Below are 19,467 nucleotides of genomic sequence, written 5' to 3' on the forward strand. Positions count from 1 at the left end.
GCCGGACGCTTCTGGACCTGGGCCGCCGAGGGGTGTTCGACCTGGCCCGCGGTCGCCGCAGACCGCTACCTCGGTCCGTGGAACAAGCCGACGGCACACCCCGTCCTGGTGGTCGGCACCACCTACGACCCCTCCACCCCCTACACGAACGCGCAGGCCATGGCCAAGGAACTGGCCAACGCCCGCCTGCTCACCCACAACGGGTACGGGCACACCGCACTGCTCAACCCCAGCAGCTGCATCAACACGTACACCGGCCGCTACTTCATCGACGGCACCCTCCCGCCGGCCGGAACAACGTGCCGACCGGACACGCCCCCCTTCTCCGCATCCAAGCCGGCCGGCGGCGTCGCCACCGGCGGTGGCGGGCTGGCCGGAACCGTCTCCTGAACCGGCCACAGCTCCCAGCCCACTCCCGTCGTCGCCCTGCCGGCCGAGCTGCGCGGGCTTGCGTGACTGGGGCGTTCCAAGTGGGTTGAGCGGTGATGGTTTTGGCCGGATGTGCCCGGCGGTTCGTCACTCTTCTCTCTGGTGTCGTTACGCATCGCTGGATAGCGTTGGTTCGCTCGAGAGAAGCCTCGCCCCACCGGGAGCCGACTGTGAACCGCCGCCCCACCCTGCTTGCAGCGCTCGCGCTGACCGCCACCGCAGCTCTGACGCTCTCCGCCTGTGGCGGCAGCGACGAAGGCTCCGCCAAGGACAAGGACAAGGACGGCGACAAGATCGCGGGCGCGGACACGGGGGGTGGGAAGCCGGCCTCGCCGAGCGCATCACCGGCCCCGGCCGCCGAGGGACGCCCGAAGATCGAACTGCCGTCAGACGTCAGGCTGGTCTTTGAAGGTGAGAAGACTGGTGATCAGGTCAAGGACGCCGTCCTGACGGACAACGCTGAACGCATGAGGGCGGTGGACGCAGCCATCGCAGGCACTGATGCCAATGGCGAGGCTCTGGCCTTCTACAACACGGGCAAGGCTTTGGAAGCAGCTCTGTCCTGGGTCAATCAGTTCGAGAAAGCTGGAGCCACGATGACGGGCGAAGTCCGTTACTACGACCGCAAGGTGACTCTTGAGGGTGAGAAGTCGGCAATGCTCATTTTCTGCGCGGACGAGAGCAGGGGCTTCAGCAAGGACAAGAAGACCAACAAGGTCCATAAGACGCCGGTGACCAAGAACAGCTATGTGCTTTACAACACCAAACTCGACAAGAGCGCCGAGGGCGTGTGGCAGACCTCCCAGGTCATCTCGTCGAGGGGAGCTGCTCAGTGCCAGCCGTAGCCCGTCTGTCATTGAGAGGGCTCGTCCTGGCCGGCCTCATCATGGCCGTCACCGTCACGGCAGCTCAAGCGGATGTCGTTCCTGGTGGGGAAGGAACGGGTTCCGAGACCCAGGTCGAAGGTGACCGAAAGGGTGAGAACATCTCGGCGACCGCGGGGGTGGTCGTCTTCGATCGCTCTCGCAACGGCACGGGTGAGGCACCTGGTCCGGTGACGTCTGCCGCCAATTGGACTCCGCCCGCTTGTTACTACGCTCCCAAGTACACCCCTGACCAGTTGCAGAAGCACTTGGAACCGATCTGGGAAGCGGAATCGACGGGCTACGAGTGGGACGCGGCGCAGCGCGACCGCTACGTCAAGGGTCACCCCTACACCGACTTCAACAAGGAGAAGGCTGAGGAGGGCTACTGGTGGGACTCGTACGTCACAGCCGGTCGTGAAGGCGATCCAGGGGCCCTTGACTGCGACAAGCCCGTCTTCTGGGTGGATGAGAACGACGCCCCGCCGGCGGACATCCCGCAGGCAGTCACTCCGGAGATCCTCGCCCAGCTCGCCTATGCCGAGATCCGTGTTCCCTCGACGGAAGTGGACCTCGCACCGGAGGGCACGACAAAGGTGAACCTCCCCACCTGGGCATGGCTGGACGCGGCGCAGTTCAAGCCGGTGTCGGTGACGGCCTCGGTGCCGTTGCTGGGCATCGAGGCGACGACCACCGCCGAACCGGTCTCCGTGGAGATCGAGCCGGGCACGCCGGACGCCGAGACCTATCCGGCGTCCGGTGTCTGCGAGATCCAGAACGGCCGGATCGGTGAGCCGTACGCCAAGGGCAAGGCGGACGGGACCCCGCCCTGCGGTGTGAAGTACCTGCGCTCCTCGGGAGACGACTCGTACGAGCTCACGGCCACCGTCACCTGGAAGATCGAGTGGACCGGCACCGGAGGCGCGGGCGGCGACCTTCCCGACGGCAGCTTCGGTGCCACGCAGGACGTCGTCGTCCAGGAGATCCAGGCCATCAACCGCTGACTCACGTACTCCTCCTAAAGAGGGCCCTCCGCTCCGGATGCGCCACGAAAGACGGAACCTCTCGTTCCTTCCATGGGTGCAGATGGATCGGGAGAGGGCGAGCGTATGGCTGAGCCGCGGTTGGCGGTCGACGGGGACGAGCTCGGGCGCTTCATGAAGTCGCTGCGCAAGTCCTCGAGCTCGCTCAAGGGTGTACGGCAGGCGCTCGCCGACGGAACTGTCACCGGACTCGGTACGGACGACCTCGACCGTGCCTGTGAGTACTTCCAGGACGACTGGAAGTACGGGGCCGAGGAGATCGGCAAACAGACCGAGGACCTCGCCGAGATCATCGGCAAGAGCAAGGACAGCTACCTCGAGGTCGACAAGGCCCTGGAAGCGGCCCTCGAACGGGCCCGTGCCGGCAAGGGCGGGGGCGGCGGACGGTGACCGTCACCCAGATCGACGACACCGGCGCGGCTCTCGACCCCAAGTCGAGGGCCGACCTCGGCAAACCCCAAGGGCTCAAGTCGGCGCCCCACATCCCATACCCCGACTATCCGCACCTGGGATTCAACCCCGTACCGGGCGAAACGGAGACCGTTCGCGGACTGCACAAGAAACTGAGCGGTTGCGCGAAGGTACTCGAGGACACCCACGAGCTGGTCACCAAACTGCTGGACGGCAGTTATTGGAAGGGTGACGCCGCCGTCGCCTTTCGCGAACAGCTCGACGATGGTCCGCTGCCGCTGAATCTGCGGAACGCCGCACGGTCCATCCGCAAGGCGGCCAAGCAACTGAGCTGCTGGGAAGGTGAGCTGGACGACTTTCAGCGGCGTGCGAAGCGGTTGGAGAACGACGCCGAAGAGGCGCAGGCCGCTGTGGACCTGGCGAAGGGTCGGGCCACCAAAGCGGAGGACCAACCCGACCTGGAGAAGAAGGGGAACGGGGACAGTGCGGCGCAGCGGGCGCTGACCCGTGCCCAAGCAGATGTCGAAGAGGCCCAGGCCGAGCTCGACAAGATCATCGGCAAGGCGAAGAGGCTGGCCGAGGAGCATGAGCGCCAGGCCAAGCATCGCGCGACGAAGATCTGCGAAGCGACAAAGAAGCTGGCTCCGCATGAGCCGGGCATGTTCGACAAGGCGCTCGACTGGCTGACGGACAACCTGCCGGACATCCTCAGCTTCACAGCGGGACTGATCGCCGTCGCAGCCCTCCTCCTTTCCGGCCCCCTGGGATGGAGCCTGGCGACTGTGGCGGTGCTGATGCTCACGTCTTCGGCGGTGAGTTTGACTGCCTTCACACTGCGGATTTCCGACCCTGAAGTGAGGATGTCTTTGTGGGATGGAGTCCGGAATGGTGAGCTGGATGCCGACTTCTGGAGTAATGCGGTATCAGTTGGTGCTGATCTTGTGGGATCACTACCGGGGGTCGGCGCAGTCGGTAAAGGGGGGTACGCCGGTATCCGGGCTGCGCTGAGCGGCACGGCAGGTGTCACCCTCGGCGATCGGGTGGCGGTGGTCGGAACGAAAACCATGGATGAAGCAAAGACTGCGGCTGACCTCGGAAATTCGCTGGTGGCTCGGGCTGTACGAGGCACGAGTAATCCCGAAGCCTCAGCCAAGGCTGTGGAGGGGACGGCAGGCGTCGTCGGCATTGGGACTGCCGGGTTCGGTCTCCACAACAAGCTGGTGGACGCGGACGACGACGGAGTGAAGGACGGCGCAGTAGCCGGTATTGATGGTTCGCGCCTGGTGCTGGACTCCGGAGCTATCTATGCTCTTGCTCGCCATCTCTTCTGACACGTTCTGAGGAAAGGGAGCGGATGCGGTCTGTTAACCGACCAACTGCTTGGGATTCACGGTTCACCCGCCGGGCGTGGTCAGGAGGCCTCGTCATGAGGGTCATCGGGTTGGTTGCATGGGCTGGTGGCTGGGTGGTCCTACTGGGGGTTTCTGTGAATGGCCCGGACTGGCTTGTATGGGTATTCATGCCCTATTGGGTCTATGGGTTTTATCGGGTGGTGGCGCAGTTTCACGAAATTCCAGTTTCGTTTAGTGTGCTGCGGATCCTCCGTGAATATCCCTGGCGGATTTACCACGACACAGCGCGAGGAATTGATGATCACCCAGATGCGGAGGCTCCCGGGATCTGGATCGAGCTCCCTGACCCCTCAGACCCCTCGGGCGCAGGGGTCCCCCTGGCGTTCGTGAAGCACCACCGGGCGTTCTGGTGGTTGCGGCGTATGGGGGGCCGCGTACGAAGCCTGCGCTCAAGGCGCAACTGGAGCCTCTGTGGTTCGCGGGCGATCCGAGGTTTCTGGGGGTCGTGGCCGTGTCCTCCCGGGACGGTAAGGCGCCCAGGCGCCTGCACTTCCTCTATCAACCGTCTGCCTTCGACGAGCGCGCCCCGCGTAGGAGTTGGGAGGGCGCGGATCCTGCCGACCTTGAGCGTGCCCGTCGTGCCGGAGCACGGTTCGTCGACGCTGTGCCCCCTGCCGTTTCCGGCGTCGGGGAGAGCGAAGGGGCAGGTCCTTGAGCGCACCCACGATCACCGTCGATGCCTCTACGGCGGATCCCCTCGCCGAACTGTGGTTCGTCGAACCACCGGGATTTCTCCCACTGCCCTTGGACGCCCTGCTCCCCGGCCCGGACTCCTTGGCAGGGGACCGTTTGCGGGCAGCGGCCGCGCCGCTGGTCGACACTGCGCCTGATGAGGCGTCCCGCCAGCAGTTCATCGCAGCCTTCGCCACCGGTCAGCAACTCCTCGCCGCCCTCCGCGAAGTGGGCACCGTGCATTGTTCCGTTGGGCTGCATCGGGATGATGTGAGTGGGGCGGGTGGCCATGGGGGCGCGGTGGTGGCGGGGCCGTTGTTCTCGTTGTTCACGATTTCCTGGCGGGAGACCGCCCCCGCGCCCCGGGGTGTCACCGCTGCCCGTGCCGTGACGGCCGTTGGAGGGCATACGGGGGTCGAGTTCGTCGAGTTGCCCGCAGGGCCCGCCGCGTTCAGCGAGTCGACCTCCACCCCCGGGAGCGGGAGCGGTCTGCCGCGGCGTCCGCTTCTCCAGGTGCACGCCCATCTTCCTCACCCGGACTGCCGGCGGCTCGCTGTCCTCACGCTCACCACCACGGCCCCGGCCCGGCGCGAGGAGTACCGGGCGATCCTGCGGGCGATCGCCGAGAGCGTCAGCTTCGAGAGCCCCGGGTAGGTACATCGCCGTAACCACACTTGGTGCCGTGTTCCGGCCGCAGCTTGCTCCTGAGCGTCCCACCGGTTGGCCGAGGCCGGGGCCGACTCCGTGATCCTTCAGCCGACGGGGGACGAGCCGGACCCCGAGGGGTTCGTGCGGTTCGCCGCGGAGGAAGTGGCCCGGCGGGTGGGGGCCGCGGTGGTGTAGGCCATGGACTGCGGGCCATGGACTGCGGGCCGCGGCTGTCTGCCCCGGGAAAATCCGGGAGCGGGTTCCGTCGGCTTCTGTGAGGATCGAGTGATGTCGTACGGACGTCGCTCGGACCGTTCCTCTTCCTCCTCCCCTTCCTCTCCTTGCTCCTTGTCCTTTGACGAGTTGCTGGCCGAAGGTGTGGCCGTTCCCACCGAGGGATGGGACTTCTCCTGGTTCGCCGGGCGGGCCACCGAGGGTCGGCCCTCGTGGGGGTACGCGCGGGCCATGGCCGGGCGGTTGGGCGGTCAGTCGGGCAGGGCGGTCGAGGCCGTGCTCGATGTGCAGACCGGGGGAGGGGAGGTGCTGAGCTTCGCCCTCGACGAAGCCGGACGTGCCGCCCCCGGGAACCGTCGACCCGCGCTTGTCGTCGCCACCGAGGGGTGGGCGCCCAACGTTGTCAAGGCCGCCGGGCTTCTCCGGGAGCGGGGCGGCTTCGTCGTCGCCTCCGCGGACGGGCCGTTGCCCCTCGCCGACGGGGTCTTCGATCTCGTCGTCAGCCGGCATCCGGTGAAGGCCCACTGGCGGGAGATCGCGCGGGTGCTGCGGCCCGGCGGTGGTTACTTCGCTCAGCACGTCGGACCCCGCAGCGCCTACGAACTCGTCGAGCACTTTCTCGGACCGCAGCCGGAGGAGCAGCTCCGCGCCCGGCATCCCGAACGCGAACGCCGGGACGCCGAGGCCGCCGGGCTGGAGATCGTCGACCTGCGGGCCGAACGACTGCGCATGGAGTTCTACGACATCGCCGCCGTCGTGCACTTCCTGCGCAAGGTGATCTGGATGGTCCCGGACTTCACCGTCGAGGAGTATCTGCCCCAACTGCGCCGACTACACGAACGGATCGAGACCGAGGGCGTGTTCGTCGCCCACAGCAGCCGCCACCTCTTCGACGTACGCAAACCCTGACCATCCTCGATCCGACGCCTACGCGTGCGCGCCGAGCATCGTGGACACCACCTCGGCGACCGATGTACTCCCCGGCGCAGGGGAGGCCAGGAACTGCCGCTCGAACCGCCGCGCACTCGCCTCGGCCCATGTGACGGTCGTCTCGGTCACCGCCTCTGCCCCTGTGCCTGTTCTCGGCTTCGTCGTGTCTTCGACGGTAGAGACAATTGAGGACAGATACCGTCCGCAATCGGTGGCCCCGCCCGTGCTTCGAAGCCACTTCGGGGTGTGGCTCGCCTTTCAGCCGCCTACCGGGCTCCGCTCAAACCGCAGCCATGCGCCCGAGCAAAGCTGCACGGACGGCGTCGCGCAGTAGAGGGGGCCGTGCGTCGCCCGAGGCGTCGTGCCGTCGCCCGGCCGCCGACTCGTCTGCGGGTCAAGTGGACGTTCCTCGCCGGGTCACCCGTCGGGGGGACGGCCGGAAGGGTGGTCGTGGCGGGGTTCTGTTGAGGATGTGTCGCGTCACCGCGGGCGGGATAACCCGCTATTTCCTGTTTCTCCTGGGGAGAACTGTTGCATTTCGGCCACTGGGATGCCCGGAATGCGTGCTTCCGTGGTCGTCGAGGCGTTGTCGGGCGATTCCGGAGAGTAGTTGTGGCGCGCCAATGTACGCAGCATCACTCACGAAGGGTTATGGTGGAACTCCCCCCCTCGGGCCGGTCCGTATCCCCCCCACGGACCGGCCCGTTTTTCTTTGCCTGCGTCCGGTGGTCCGGCCGCGGCTCCCCGTTCCAGCCTCAGGCGGTCATCGGGGGGGTCCCTGTCCGGCGTTGGGGCGCCCCCCGCACCCATCCCGGGGCGCCCCCTGCGTCCATCCGGGCGGCCCCCGAGCAGACCCCCGAGCGTGCCGCCGGTCACTCCCGACGTTGAGGTCACCTGCCCTCGCGGGGGTAGGCTTCGCTCCCGGGGACTGCCACAGGGAGACGGGGTCCGCCCGCGGCCGAGTACCGGGCCGCAGGGTGCGGACCGCGGCGGGTGCCGCCCCTGTCCGATCCGTACGTGAGGGGCTGACGATCACGTGAACCTGCGCGACAAGCTGCGCGGCCTGCTGGTCAGGCTGTACACGCGCCGGGTGGAAGGCCGCCTGGACCACGCTCAGGTGCCGAAGCACATCGGCGTCATCATGGATGGCAACCGTCGTTGGGCGAAGGCCTCGGGTTCCAGCACCGTCCACGGCCACCGGGTCGGCGCGGACAAGATCGGTGAGTTCCTCGGCTGGTGCTCCGAGACGGATGTCGAGGTGGTCACCCTGTGGCTGCTGTCGACGGACAACTTCGACCGGCCGAAGGACGAACTCGTCCCGCTGCTCGGCATCATCGAGGGCGTCGTAAGCAGTCTCGCGGCCGACGGCCGCTGGCGGGTGCACCACGTCGGCACCCCCGACCTGCTGCCTGCCGGGATGCAGACCACCCTCAAGGAGGCCGAGACGGCCACCGCGCAGGTCGACGGCATAGTGGTCAACGTCGCCATCGGGTACGGCGGGCGCCAGGAGATCGCCGACGCGGTGCGCTCCATGATTCTCGACGCCCACGAGAAGGGCACCTCGATGGAGGCGCTCGCCGAAGCCGTCGACGTCGACATGATCGGACGTCACCTCTACACCCGCGCCCAGCCCGACCCGGACCTCGTCATCCGTACGAGTGGCGAGCAGCGGTTGTCCGGATTCATGCTGTGGCAGACCGCCCATTCGGAGTACTACTTCTGCGAGGTCTTCTGGCCGGCCTTCCGCAAGGTCGACTTCCTGCGGGCCCTGCGCGACTACGCGGCCCGCCACCGGCGTTTCGGCGGCTGAGGACACGGCCGCGGCACCGTTCGGCGGCCGAGCGGTGCCCGGGCGGGGTCGGCGAGCCGTTCGGGGGAGCGGACGCAACGAGGAGCGGACTTAACGAGGAGTTCATCGGGGCGCTGCCGGGCGATCGGGCATGGGCGCGATGGTTCGAGGGCATAAGTCAGACAGGTCGACACCCGAACCACGGGTGTCGGATCTCAGCGGACGGCCCGGGGTCGTCCGCCCGGGAGGCCCTTTGCACCAGCCCGACCGTGCGGTCACGGCACGGACGAAGCAGCGGAGGGCCGGTTCTCGGCCCGTGCATCGGCGCCGTCGACCGGTCCAACTCCGCTCCGTCGCTCCCCGACCTCTTCCGAGGGGGTACGTCCTTCCGTGGTGACCAGCACAAAGCGCCACAAGCCCGACCGGCGCACCTATGTCATCGACACCAGCGTCCTGCTGGCCGATCCCAACGCCCTGAGCCGCTTCGACGAGCACGAGGTCGTGCTGCCCGTCGTCGTGGTGACGGAATTGGAGGCCAAGCGGCACCATCCCGAACTCGGCTACTTCGCCCGGCAGGCGCTGCGCCTGCTCGACGAATTCCGGGTGCGGTACGGCCGCCTCGATGCTCCCCTCCCGATCGGGGACCTCGGCGGAACCCTGCGCGTCGAGCTCAACCACTCGGACCCCAGCCTGCTGCCCAGCGGCTACCGCCTGGGGGACAACGACTCCCGCATCCTCGCGGTCGCCCGCAACCTGCAGGCCGAGGGATTCGACGTCACCGTCGTGTCGAAGGATCTCCCGCTCAGGATCAAGGCGTCCTCCGTGGGACTCCTCGCCGAGGAGTACCGCGCCGAGCTCGCCGTCACGGACGCCTCCGGCTGGACCGGAATGTCCGAACTGACCCTGCCCGGCGAGCAGGTGGACATCCTCTTCGAAGAGGGCCATGTCTACGTGCCCGAAGCGGCCGACCTGCCCGTGCACACGGGGCTGACCATCCAGTCGGAGCGCGGCAAGGCGCTCGGCCGGATCACCCCCGAGGGCAACGTCCGTCTGGTGCGCGGTGACCGGGAGGCGTTCGGCATCAAAGGCCGGAGCGCCGAGCAGCGGATCGCGCTCGACCTGCTGCTCGATCCCGACGTGGGAATCCTCTCCCTCGGCGGCCGGGCCGGCACCGGCAAGTCGGCGCTGGCGCTGTGCGCGGGCCTGGAAGCGGTGCTGGAGCGCCGTCAGCACCAGAAGGTGATGGTCTTCCGCCCGTTGTACGCGGTGGGCGGGCAGGAGCTCGGCTATCTTCCCGGCAGCGAGGCCGAGAAGATGAGCCCCTGGGCGCAGGCCGTCTTCGACACGCTGTCGGCGGTCACCAGCCGTGAGGTCATCGAGGAGGTCACCGCGCGCGGCATGCTGGAGGTCCTGCCGCTCACGCACATCCGGGGCCGCTCGCTGCACGACGCGTTCGTGATCGTCGACGAGGCCCAGTCGCTGGAACGGAACGTACTGCTGACCGTTCTGTCCCGGATCGGCGCCAATTCGCGGGTCGTCCTGACCCACGATGTCGCCCAGCGGGACAACCTCAGGGTGGGCCGGTACGACGGAGTGGTCGCCGTCGTCGAGAAGCTGAAGGGTCATCCGCTCTTCGCCCATGTGACCCTGAACCGGTCCGAAAGGTCCCAGATCGCCGCCCTTGTGACCGAAATGCTGGAGGACGGGCAGATCTGAGCGGTCTGTGACCTCCGGGTGATCCGAGGGGTCCAGGCGCTTCGAGGGGTCCAGGCGCTCCGGGACGTCTGAGCGGTCCGAGACGTCCGCCCCGTCAGGTAGTCGGCGCCGTCCGGAAAGGCGAAGAGCCTATCCGGGCGGCGTCGGCGTGCGTGCGGCTTTCCGGTAATCGGCTGGGCCAAACGGGATGTGAGCTTTCACACCCGCGAGGGAATTGCCTCCCGGCTCCGTATTACGGCAGAGTCTCACTCCTGTCAGGCCCCGCATACGACACAGCCTTACCCCCAGCGGTAGGGCGCCACATGAGCACCAGCATCAACTCCATAGCGTTGTCGTATGCCGCCCGAGCACCACGCGGCGCTCCCGTTCGGGAGTTGCCCACCGGGCCCGTGCCTCCCGTGACCCGAGTTGGGGAGGCCAGTGTCAGGGGGCACGATTGCGTCCGCGAGGGTCACCGAAGCGGTCGATGCTGGAAGGAAACCGTGTGAGCCGGATTTCGGTCCGGGGATTCGCAGTGGCTTCGGCCACGGCGGTCACCGCTGTCGGAAGCGTCGTCGGCGTTGCGTCGGGCAGTACCGCGCAGACCAACAACGACCTTGAGGCGACGGCAGCCGGCACCACGCTGCTCGCGGACATCCCCGCGGGTCAGCAGGTCGAGGTGCAGACCGCTTCCCTGACGCAGCAGGCCGAAACCATGGCCATCGCCGCGGACACGAGCGCCAAGAAGGACGCGGAGGAAGCGGCCCGCAAGGCCGCCGCCGAGACCGCGATCGCCAAGAAGCAGGAAGCCGCCGAGCAGGCGGCCAAGGAAGCCAAGGCGGCCAAGGAAGCCAAGGAGCGCGAGGAGGCCGACAAGGCCGCCAGCCGTTCCAGGACGGCCGCCGCGTCCGCCTCCGACTTCGCGGTCCAGAGCTCGTACAGCGTCGCCGAGGTCCAGGCGATGGCCCGGCAGATGATTCCGGCCGACCAGTTCCAGTGCTTCAGCAACATCGTGAACCACGAGTCCACGTGGAACTACAGGGCCGTGAACCCCTCCTCCGGTGCCTACGGTCTCGTCCAGGCACTGCCGGGAACCAAGATGGCGTCGGCCGGTGCCGACTGGCAGACCAACCCGGCCACCCAGATCAAGTGGGGCCTCAACTACATGAACGACCGCTACGACAGCCCCTGCGGCGCCTGGTCGTTCTGGCAGGCCAACCACTGGTACTAGAGCCCTGTTCGGTACCAGCCACGCTCAACCTCGGCAGAGCCCCGCACCGTCCTACGGTGTGGGGCTTTCGCCATGTACGGTCTGATCGGCGACCCCGGGGGAAGGAGGGGGAGCGATGAGGGGAACCGGGGGAAAAGGACGCATCATGTCGCACGTGCCAGGATGGCTCGGCCGGATCGGAGCCGGACTGACCGAGGTGAGCAGGCGGTTGGAGGAACGCCGCGCCGCGATGGAACGGGAGAGCCGGGGGGACGGCCCCGGGCCCGGCGCGACGCCCGCCCCGCCCGTCGGACCCGACGCACCCGATGCCGCCACCACCGCCGAGCCCGCCGACCGGGTGCCCGTGCCGTCGGGCGACCACGCCCTCGCAGCCGCGCCCGCCCCCGCGACGGCCTTGGGCACCGCGCCCGCCCCGGTCCCCGTCGTCCACTCCCGCCCCGATCCCGCGCAGGCCGTGCCCTGGGGAGTACGGGTCGCCGCCGAGGCCGGCTGGCGCCTGCTGGTGCTCGCGGGCACGGTCTGGGTGCTCATGCGGGTCATCGGCGCCGTGCAGCTCGTGGTGCTGGCCTTCGTCTCCGCGCTGCTGATCACGGCGCTGCTCCAGCCGACGGTGGCCCGACTGCGGAAGATCGGGCTGCCGCGCGGACCGGCCACAGCGCTGACCGCGCTGTTCGGGTTCGTCGTCATAGGCCTCATAGGCTGGTTCGTGACCTGGCAGGTCATGGAGAACATCGACACCCTCTCCGACCAGATCCAGGACGGCATCGACGAGCTGCGCATCTGGCTGCTCAACAGCCCCTTCCACGTCACCGACCGCCAGATCAACGACATCGCCAAGAACCTGCGTGAGGCGGTCGGCGCCAACACCGAGCAGATCACCTCGGCGGGACTCGAGGGCGTGACGGTCGTCGTCGAGGCACTCACCGGCATCCTGCTCGCGGTCTTCTCGACGCTGTTCCTGCTCTACGACGGCAAGCGCATCTGGGAGTGGACGCTGAAGCTGGTGCCCGCCGCCGCCCGTCCGGGGGTCGCCGGCGCCGGACCGGCCGCGTGGCGGACGCTGACGGCGTATGTGCGCGGCACAGTGGTAGTGGCACTGATCGACGCGGTCTTCATCGGCCTCGGCATCTACTTCCTGAATGTGCCGATGGCGGTGCCGCTCGCCGTCTTCATCTTCCTGTTCGCCTTCATCCCGCTCGTCGGTGCGGTGGTGTCCGGGGCACTCGCGGTGGTCGTCGGGCTGGTCACACAGGGCGTGTTCACGGCGGTCCTGACGCTGGTGGTGGTCCTGGCGGTGCAGCAGATCGAGGGCCACATCCTCCAGCCGTTCATCCTCGGCCGCGCGGTCCGCGTCCACCCGCTCGCGGTGGTCCTGGCGGTCGCCACCGGCGGCATGGTGGCGGGGATCGGCGGTGCGGTGGTCGCCGTACCGCTGGTCGCGGTGACCAACACCGTCGTGGTGTATCTCCGCGCGTACGCCCAGGAGCCGGCCGCGCGTTTCGCCCCGAAGCCGCGGGGCGCCACAGCGGTGTCGGCGGCCACGACCCACCCCGTGCCGCCGGTTCCTCCCGTTTCACCGGTCCCACCCGTGTCGTCGGTCCCGCCCGTTTCATGGGTCCCACCCGTGCCGTCGGTCCCACCCGTGCCGTCGGTCCCGCCCGTGTCGTCGGTCCCGCCGGAGTCACCCGCCGGGCCGAAGCCGCCGCAGAGCGGCAGGGGCACGCGGGCGCAGGACGGACGGGAGTAGGCAACCGCTTGCGTCCTCGGCTGCCGGTGGGACGGAGGGGCGATTGCCGGTGGAACGGCGAGCGATCGCTCGGGAGCCGCTCGGGAGTCACTCCGCGAGGGCCGCCTCCGCGTCCAGGGTGGTGGCGACGGCCTGGATCACCGCGGCGATCTTGAACGCTTCCTGGACGACCTCGCGTTCGACGCCCGCCCGGCGCAGGGCCGATTCGTGCGCGTCGAGGCACAGTCCGCAGCCGTTGACCGCGGAGACCGCGAACGCCCAGAACTCGAAGTCGACCCGGTCGACGCCCGGGTTGCCGAGGACGTTCATCCGCAGGCCCGCGCGCAGGCTGCCGTACTCCTTGTCCGACAGCAGGTGGCGGGTTCGGAAGAAGACGTTGTTCAGCGCCATCACCGAGGCGGTGGTCTTCGCCGCCCGGTACGCCTCGGGCGACAGGACCGCCTTCGCCTCCGGCGCCAGCTCACGCAGCACGACGGCCGAGCGCGAGGCGATCGCCGTCGACAGCACCGTGCCCCACAGTCGCTGGACCGGCAGGTCCGAGCTGCCGATGGCCGCGTCCAGATTGAGCGTCAGATCCCGGGCGTAGTCGGGGAGGCGGGACTTGAGGGACTCCAACGACATGGCGGACACGCTCCTCGTGGCGGGGAAGGCACCCGGACCGCACGGGTTCGGACCACAATGCCTTCCCGTGCTTCCCATGCTTCCGTGCTTCCCATGGACCGGACGCGGCCCATGCTGCCACGGGACGGCGGCCGGTCCCGGGCACCCCGTGCCGTCCGGGACCGGCCGCCGCGCCGCCGGTCACTCCGTGCGGAGGCCGTCCGGGCGCATCATGCGCAGGAGGGGCGGCAGACTCAGCAGCGTCACCACCACGACGACACCCGCACCGAAACCGGTCATCTGCAACAGGCCTGTCCAGTCCATCCGTACCGGTGTCGACGTCATCCGCAGCAGGACGGCGCCCAGCGCGACCCCCACCACCGAGGCCAGCAGCAGCCCCAGGCCGATCGGGAGGGCCGTCTGCCACAGCACCGACAGGCTCAGGGTGCGCCGCCGGGTACCGAAGGCGACCAGGGCCGACAGCAGCTTGCGGCGTTCGCGCAACTGCTCCAGCTGGGAGACCAGCAGGCTCGCCCCGATCAACGCCAGGACACAGGACGCGCCGACGAACAGGCCGGTACGGATCGACTCGTAGGTATCGGAACGCTCGATGGAGCTCCACCTGAACGCGTCCGTCAGCGGATCGATCGCGACGGCCGTGTTCCGCACGTGCTCCATGGCGTACGGCACCGAGTCGTCGACCTTGAGGTAGAGCTCACCGGAGAGCCCGTCGGTCATCCCCGCCGTCACCGCGCCCGGGGTCAGCAGGAAGCCGCCGCGCTCCTCGCCCACCGGGTCCGGAATCGACCGGGCCTGCTTGACCCCGGCGGGAACCGTCCAGCGGACGCCCTCGCCGTAGCCGGAGGGGTCCGAGCGGTCGGTCACCGTGAGGTAGAGGTCCTGGCCCGGCTTGTTCAGCTCCGGGGCGTCGGTGTCGGTTTCGGTGTCGTGCTCGACGCCGGAGACCATGAACACGTCGCCGTCACGGCACGAAGGGAGCTTCGCCACCGTACGCAGAGTCGCGCAGTCGGCGACGGTCAGTGGGGCGCTGCTCTCCGGCTCCTGCCGCCAGGGCTTGTTGCCGAGGTAGCCGTGGGACACCGCGTAGACCTTGCTCACACCCTTGGTGGCCGCCAGCTTCTCTGCGGCGGGGGCGAGTTCCTGGCCCGTCGGCAATGACACCTGCACCTGGGCCAGCGACACGTCGAACCCGGTTTCCTCGGTGTAGTCGCCCTCGACGCCGGTGAACAGCATCTGGAGCGCGATCGCGCCGGCCACCGCCACCGCGACCCCGTTGACCATCCGGGCCGCCGAGCCGCTGCTGAGCTGAAGCCGGCGCACCGCCAGCTGCCACGACAGGCTGCCCCTGCCGAGCCGGGAGACGACCGTCTCCACGACCCACGGCAGCAGCGCGGTGATCCCGATGAGCACCAGCAGAACACCGCCGGCGACCAGGTACTCGTTGAAGTCCCCGTTCTCCCGGCCCTGACCGATCATCGGGTAGAGCATCGCGATGCCGGCCAGTGGCAGCAGCAGCCGCCACCACAGCCGCCGCCGGGGCGGACGCGCCGCACGGACCACACCCAGCGGCTCGATGACGACCCCGCGCAGCGCGAGCAGCGTCACCAGCACCGCGGCCGCCGGAACCGCGACCGCGACCGCGAGGGCCAGCAGCGGCGAGGGGTTCAGGTAGCTCGGGAACACACTGACGCCGAACACCTCGACGGAGGCGGCGACCTGGCGTCCGATCAGGAAGAAGCCGGCGCCGAGGACCAGTCCGAGCAGCGAGCCGGCCAGTGCCTCGCCCCCCGCGATGCGGCGGGTGGCCGCCGCGTCGGAGCCGACCAGCCGCAGCGCCGCGAGCCGGCGGTCGCGCCGTTCGCCGCCGAACCGTACGGCGGTGGCGATGAACACGGCGACCGGCGTCAGCAGCACCACGAAGACGACCAGGACCAGCAGCATGATGACCGGGTCGGTCTCTTCCTCGGACACATATTCGTCGGGGGTGCCGAACCCGTCGAGGCGTACCGCCTTCGAGTCGTCGAACCGGTCGGTGAGCCCCTCGGCGCCCGCGTAGTAGGCGAGCTCCTGCGAGCCGACGAGGCCAGGCTCGCCGATCGTCCCCACGATGTCGTACGGCAGCCGCTCGCGCAGCAGTCCGGTGCCGTCCGACGCGATCAGGTCCTTCAGGGCAGGGGAGACGACCATCTCGCCGACCGCCGGGAACTCGCTCAGACCCGGCGGCACGGGAGCCTTCGGGCCCTCCGGCTCCGTCAGCCGGCCGCGGATGTGCTCGTTCCGGAACTCGGTGTCGGTACGCGCGATGATCAGGGTGTCGTCGGCCTTCGGCATGACCTCCCAGCTGAAGGGCCAGTCGAGCCGCGCCTCCTCCCGCCGGTCCCGCTCCGACAGCACGCCGGGCAGGGCGGCGCAGAGCAGCAGCAGTGCCACACCGAGACCGACGCCGATCCCGGTGAGCGTGGCCCTGATCCAGCCCTCGCGCCCGCCGGCCAGGGCGAACCGGACGCCCATGCCCAGGTCCCGGGCCACCGCCCGGACCTTCGGCTCCGTGCGGACGGCGGGGACTTCCGGGGCGGAGGAGACGGTGCGGTCCCGCTCCTTGGTCCCGCTCATACGGCGTGCTCCATGTCCCGGGACTTACCGTCGCGTACGACGATCTCGCGGTCGGAGTACGCGGCCACCCGCGCCTCGTGCGTGACGAGGACGACGGCGGCGTTGGTGGACCGGGCGGCTTCGGTGAGCAGTTCCATCACGCGCTCGCCGTTGAGCGAGTCCAGCGCGCCGGTCGGCTCGTCGGCGAACACCACCCGTGGCCCGGTCACCAGCGACCGGGCCACGGCGACCCGCTGCCCCTGGCCGCCGGAGACCTCGCCGGGCCGCTTCGCCCGGACGTCGTCCACCTCCAGGCGCTCGAGCCAGCCCAGGGCGGCGCGCTCGGCCTCCTTGCGGGGCGTGCCGTTCAGCCGCATGGGCAGGGCGACGTTCTCCACGCAGGTCAGCTCCGGCACGAGCTGCCCGAACTGGAAGACGAAGCCGAACTCCGAGCGCCTGAGCCTGCTGCGCTCGGAGTCGTTCATCGCGGTCAGTTCGCGCCCGTCGTACGTGATCGATCCGGAGTCGGGCGTGACGATCCCGGCGAGGCAGTGCAGCAGGGTCGACTTGCCCGACCCGGAGGGGCCCATCACGGCGACGACCTCGCCGGGGTGTATGGAGAACGCGGCGCCGTCCAGCGCGGGGGTGGGCCCGTATGCCTTGTGCAGGTCCTGGGCGGTGAGCAGGGAACCGACGGGGATCGTCATCGGGAGACCGCCTCACGGAGTCTGTCGAGGCGCGCGGCGGTGAGCTCCAGCCAGCGCAGATCGGCCTCGAGGTGGAACAGGGCGTGGTCGCAGATGAGCTGGTCGGCCAGGTCGCCCTGGCGCTTGCGCTCGGTGAGGGCGCGCATGCCGCGCAGATGCTCGGAGCGCTGGGTGTCGAGGATGTCGGCGGCGTCGCGGCTGGTGAGCAGCGCGAGGACGACCTTGGTGTAGAGCGTCGACTGGAGGTACGGCTCCGGCTTCTCCGGTGTGGCGAGCCAGCGGGCGACGTCGGTGACGCCGGCCTCGGTGATCGCGTACCGCTTGCGCTCGGGGCCGTCGCCGGCCTCGATGCCGTCGACCTCGACGAGGCCGTTCTTCAGCAGGCGGGACATCGTCGAGTAGACCTGGCCGTAGTGCAGCGGCCGGTCGTGACCGAACTTCGCGTCGAAGGCCCGCTTCAGGTCGTAACCGTGGCGCGGGCCGGACTCCAGGAGCCCTAGAAGGGTGTGACCGATGGACATGGCGAGCACTCTACACAGCGTGTATACGCGCCGTGTATACGCGGAGTGCGCAGGTCGCGGAGCGAGGTGCGGAAGCCCAGGTGGGGGCCGATTGTCACGGTTCCGTCACCGGGGCGGGAGGGGGGCGGGAGTGGGGTGGACGGGCGTTCGGATCGGGCCGGATCGGGGTCCGGCCTGATCCGAACGAAAGACCCCAGGGGCCAAGAGGGCAGGGGCCGAAGAGGCGGGGGCCCGGAGGGCTTACCGGAGCGCGGGGAGGGTCTTTGGCCACGGGATGGCCCTCCGGCCCGGGGAAGGTCCTCGGCCCGGGATGGCCGTCCGCCCTGGAAGGGTCCTCGGCCCGGGGAGGGTGAGGGTCCTTGGCTCGGGATGGCTGTCCGCCCCGGGAGGGGTCCTCGGCCCGGGGAGGGTGAGGGCCGTCCGGCCCTGGGAGGGTCCTCCGCCCGGGGAGGGCCGTTCGCCCCGGGAGGGGTCCTCGGCCCTGGGAGGGTCCTCGGCCCCGGGATGGCTGTCCGCCCCGGGAGAGTCCTCGGCCGGGGGAAGGCCGTCCGGCCTGGGAAGGTCCTCGGCTCGGGATGGCCGTCCGTCCCGGGAGAGCCCTCGGCCCGGGGAAGGTCCTCCGCCCGGGATGGCCGTCCGGCCCCAAGAGGGTCCTCGGCTCCGAGGAGGTCATCGGGGCTCGGGCGGATGATCCTCGGGCGGAGGCTGCGTGGGCTGCTGCTGTACGGGCGGGCGCCCCCGGCGGGGCGGGGGGCCTGCGCCGCCGGGCAGTCGGCCCGCTTCCGCGAGCGCCCGCCGCAGCAGGAACTCGATCTGCGCGTTCGCCGAGCGCAGTTCGTCGTTCGCCCATCGCGCCAGTGCCTCGTGCACCAGCGGGTCCAGCCGCAGCAGCACCTGCTTGCGCTGCTGCGGCGGCCTGCGCCGAGGGGTCTGGCCCTCGGGGTCGGACGGGGCGGTCACTGGTAGAGGGTCCCGGTGTTGAGGACAGGCTGGACGGCGCGGTCGCCGCAGAGGACCACCATCAGGTTGGACACCATCGCGGCCTTGCGCTCGGGATCCAGCTCCACGATGTCCTGCTCGGCGATCCGGGCCAGTGCCGTCTCGACCATGCCCACGGCGCCTTCCACGATCAGCTGCCGGGCCGCCACGACCGCGCCCGCCTGCTGCCGCTGGAGCATCGCGGAAGCGATCTCGGGGGCGTAGGCGAGGTGGGTGAAGCGGGACTCGATGATCTCGACACCGGCCGCGTCCACGCGTGCGCGCAGTTCGATCGCGAGCTTCTCGGTGATCTCCTCGGCGTTGCCGCGCAGCGAGAGGCCGTCCTCCTCGCGGGCGTCGTACGGGTACTCGATGGCGATGTGCCGGACGGCGGCCTCGGTCTGGGTGGAGACGAACTCGACGTAGTCGTCCACCTCGAAGGTGGCCTGGGCGGTGTCCGCGACCCGCCACACCACGACCGAGGCCAGCTCGATCGGGTTGCCGTAGGCGTCGTTCACCTTGAGGACCGCGGTCTCGTGGTTGCGCACCCGGGTCGAGATCTTGGTGCGCGAGGTGAAGGGGTTCACCCAGCGCAGGCCGTCCTGCCGGATCGTGCCCCGGTAGCGCCCGAAGAGCTGGACCACCCGGGCTTCGCCCGGCGCCACCATGTTCAGCCCGCACATGGCGAGGAACGCGGCGAGGGCGATCAGGATGCCGAAAATGATCAGCAGCGCCTTTCCGGCGTCCCCGGTGACCGCCGTGGCGCTGGCGGCCATCCCGACGCCGAACAGCAGTCCGAGCAGGCCGAACGTCAGGGCGAGCCCGCCGCCGATGCTGTGCGCCGCCGTCTCCCGCACCCGCGGGTCCGGCATCTCGGGTACGTCGGTCGTGGCCGGTGCGGCCGTCGTGGCGTGTGCGGTCATGGGTGGTCCCCCGTCTCTCGG

The 19,467-nt window shown here is 69.4% G+C and carries 18 protein-coding genes and 1 pseudogene; 12 read left to right on the forward strand and 7 right to left on the reverse strand.

The genetic code is table 11. From position 1 onward, the window contains the following. The 8 genes and pseudogenes from ACFP2V_RS01725 to ACFP2V_RS01760 all read left to right on the forward strand — a co-directional run. The coding region (locus ACFP2V_RS01725) for an alpha/beta hydrolase (protein ID WP_381204477.1) at positions 1 to 390 on the forward strand (390 nt) is incomplete at its 5' end. 209 nt (positions 391 to 599) lie between these two features. Further along, entirely contained in the window at positions 600 to 1,274 is a 675-nt protein-coding gene (locus tag ACFP2V_RS01730; protein WP_381204478.1) for a hypothetical protein, read from the forward strand. After that, positions 1,262 to 2,296 (forward strand): hypothetical protein, encoded by a 1,035-nt coding sequence (locus ACFP2V_RS01735; RefSeq protein ID WP_381204479.1) that lies wholly within the window; start codon positions 1,262 to 1,264, stop codon positions 2,294 to 2,296. The genes ACFP2V_RS01730 and ACFP2V_RS01735 overlap by 13 nt, the downstream gene beginning before the upstream one ends. A 105-nt stretch (positions 2,297 to 2,401) precedes the next feature. Beyond that, positions 2,402 to 2,725, forward strand: a complete 324-nt coding sequence (locus tag ACFP2V_RS01740; protein WP_055596751.1) for a hypothetical protein — start codon at positions 2,402 to 2,404, stop codon at positions 2,723 to 2,725. After that, on the forward strand, positions 2,722 to 4,077 hold the full coding sequence (locus ACFP2V_RS01745) for a hypothetical protein (protein WP_381204480.1): 1,356 nt from the start codon (positions 2,722 to 2,724) through the stop codon (positions 4,075 to 4,077). The genes ACFP2V_RS01740 and ACFP2V_RS01745 overlap by 4 nt, the downstream gene beginning before the upstream one ends. A 732-nt stretch (positions 4,078 to 4,809) precedes the next feature. Further along, entirely contained in the window at positions 4,810 to 5,484 is a 675-nt protein-coding gene (locus ACFP2V_RS01750) for a hypothetical protein (RefSeq protein WP_381204481.1), read from the forward strand. 54 nt (positions 5,485 to 5,538) lie between these two features. After that, positions 5,539 to 5,673, forward strand: a pseudogene (locus ACFP2V_RS01755) (LLM class flavin-dependent oxidoreductase); the annotation flags it as partial. Between the two features lie 153 nt (positions 5,674 to 5,826). After that, positions 5,827 to 6,621: a class I SAM-dependent methyltransferase gene (locus ACFP2V_RS01760; RefSeq protein ID WP_381204482.1), complete on the forward strand. Its 795-nt coding sequence runs from the start codon at positions 5,827 to 5,829 to the stop codon at positions 6,619 to 6,621. Between the two features lie 18 nt (positions 6,622 to 6,639). On the opposite strand, the gene ACFP2V_RS01765 is transcribed toward ACFP2V_RS01760, so the two are convergent. Next, entirely contained in the window at positions 6,640 to 6,771 is a 132-nt protein-coding gene (locus ACFP2V_RS01765) for a hypothetical protein (RefSeq protein ID WP_381204483.1), read from the reverse strand. A gap of 907 nt (positions 6,772 to 7,678) precedes the next feature. Here ACFP2V_RS01765 and ACFP2V_RS01770 point away from each other — a divergent pair. From ACFP2V_RS01770 to ACFP2V_RS01785, 4 genes are all read left to right on the forward strand, one after another. Continuing rightward, positions 7,679 to 8,452: an isoprenyl transferase gene (locus ACFP2V_RS01770; protein ID WP_381204484.1), complete on the forward strand. Its 774-nt coding sequence runs from the start codon at positions 7,679 to 7,681 to the stop codon at positions 8,450 to 8,452. Between the two features lie 369 nt (positions 8,453 to 8,821). Further along, on the forward strand, positions 8,822 to 10,147 hold the full coding sequence (locus ACFP2V_RS01775; protein ID WP_381204485.1) for a PhoH family protein: 1,326 nt from the start codon (positions 8,822 to 8,824) through the stop codon (positions 10,145 to 10,147). A gap of 484 nt (positions 10,148 to 10,631) precedes the next feature. Next, positions 10,632 to 11,357: an aggregation-promoting factor C-terminal-like domain-containing protein gene (locus ACFP2V_RS01780; RefSeq protein ID WP_381204486.1), complete on the forward strand. Its 726-nt coding sequence runs from the start codon at positions 10,632 to 10,634 to the stop codon at positions 11,355 to 11,357. A gap of 145 nt (positions 11,358 to 11,502) precedes the next feature. Further along, positions 11,503 to 13,104, forward strand: a complete 1,602-nt coding sequence (locus ACFP2V_RS01785; protein WP_381204487.1) for an AI-2E family transporter — start codon at positions 11,503 to 11,505, stop codon at positions 13,102 to 13,104. A gap of 87 nt (positions 13,105 to 13,191) precedes the next feature. Here ACFP2V_RS01785 and ACFP2V_RS01790 read toward each other — a convergent pair whose 3' ends face one another. The 6 genes from ACFP2V_RS01790 to ACFP2V_RS01815 form a co-directional block, all read right to left on the reverse strand. Then, on the reverse strand, positions 13,192 to 13,725 hold the full coding sequence (locus tag ACFP2V_RS01790) for an alkyl hydroperoxide reductase (RefSeq protein ID WP_381204488.1): 534 nt from the start codon (positions 13,723 to 13,725) through the stop codon (positions 13,192 to 13,194). Positions 13,726 to 13,905: 180 nt separating this feature from the next. After that, on the reverse strand, positions 13,906 to 16,236 hold the full coding sequence (locus tag ACFP2V_RS01795; protein ID WP_381204565.1) for an ABC transporter permease: 2,331 nt from the start codon (positions 16,234 to 16,236) through the stop codon (positions 13,906 to 13,908). Between the two features lie 98 nt (positions 16,237 to 16,334). Then, entirely contained in the window at positions 16,335 to 17,024 is a 690-nt protein-coding gene (locus ACFP2V_RS01800) for an ABC transporter ATP-binding protein (RefSeq protein WP_381204489.1), read from the reverse strand. Further along, on the reverse strand, positions 17,021 to 17,545 hold the full coding sequence (locus ACFP2V_RS01805) for a PadR family transcriptional regulator (RefSeq protein WP_055630814.1): 525 nt from the start codon (positions 17,543 to 17,545) through the stop codon (positions 17,021 to 17,023). The genes ACFP2V_RS01800 and ACFP2V_RS01805 overlap by 4 nt, the downstream gene beginning before the upstream one ends. Positions 17,546 to 18,214: 669 nt before the next feature. Next, a complete protein-coding gene (locus tag ACFP2V_RS01810; protein WP_381204490.1) occupies positions 18,215 to 18,505 on the reverse strand; it encodes a type II toxin-antitoxin system antitoxin in 291 nt (96 codons plus the stop codon). Next, positions 18,502 to 19,446, reverse strand: a complete 945-nt coding sequence (locus tag ACFP2V_RS01815) for an SPFH domain-containing protein (RefSeq protein WP_381204491.1) — start codon at positions 19,444 to 19,446, stop codon at positions 18,502 to 18,504. The genes ACFP2V_RS01810 and ACFP2V_RS01815 overlap by 4 nt, the downstream gene beginning before the upstream one ends. Between the last annotated feature and the right edge of the window lie 21 nt (positions 19,447 to 19,467).

It is taken from the genome of Streptomyces incanus (assembly GCF_042656345.1).
Lineage (GTDB): Bacteria > Actinomycetota > Actinomycetes > Streptomycetales > Streptomycetaceae > Streptomyces > Streptomyces incanus.

Coding starts and splice junctions, on each gene's coding strand:
- ACFP2V_RS01800 (WP_381204489.1), bottom strand. CDS start 17,024: ATGACGATCCCCGTCGGTTCCCTGCTCACCGCCCAGGACCTGCACAAG.
- ACFP2V_RS01815 (WP_381204491.1), bottom strand. CDS start 19,446: ATGACCGCACACGCCACGACGGCCGCACCGGCCACGACCGACGTACCC.
- ACFP2V_RS01790 (WP_381204488.1), bottom strand. CDS start 13,725: ATGTCGTTGGAGTCCCTCAAGTCCCGCCTCCCCGACTACGCCCGGGAT.
- ACFP2V_RS01805 (WP_055630814.1), bottom strand. CDS start 17,545: ATGTCCATCGGTCACACCCTTCTAGGGCTCCTGGAGTCCGGCCCGCGC.
- ACFP2V_RS01795 (WP_381204565.1), bottom strand. CDS start 16,236: ATGGGCGTCCGGTTCGCCCTGGCCGGCGGGCGCGAGGGCTGGATCAGG.
- ACFP2V_RS01740 (WP_055596751.1), top strand. CDS start 2,402: ATGGCTGAGCCGCGGTTGGCGGTCGACGGGGACGAGCTCGGGCGCTTC.
- ACFP2V_RS01785 (WP_381204487.1), top strand. CDS start 11,503: ATGTCGCACGTGCCAGGATGGCTCGGCCGGATCGGAGCCGGACTGACC.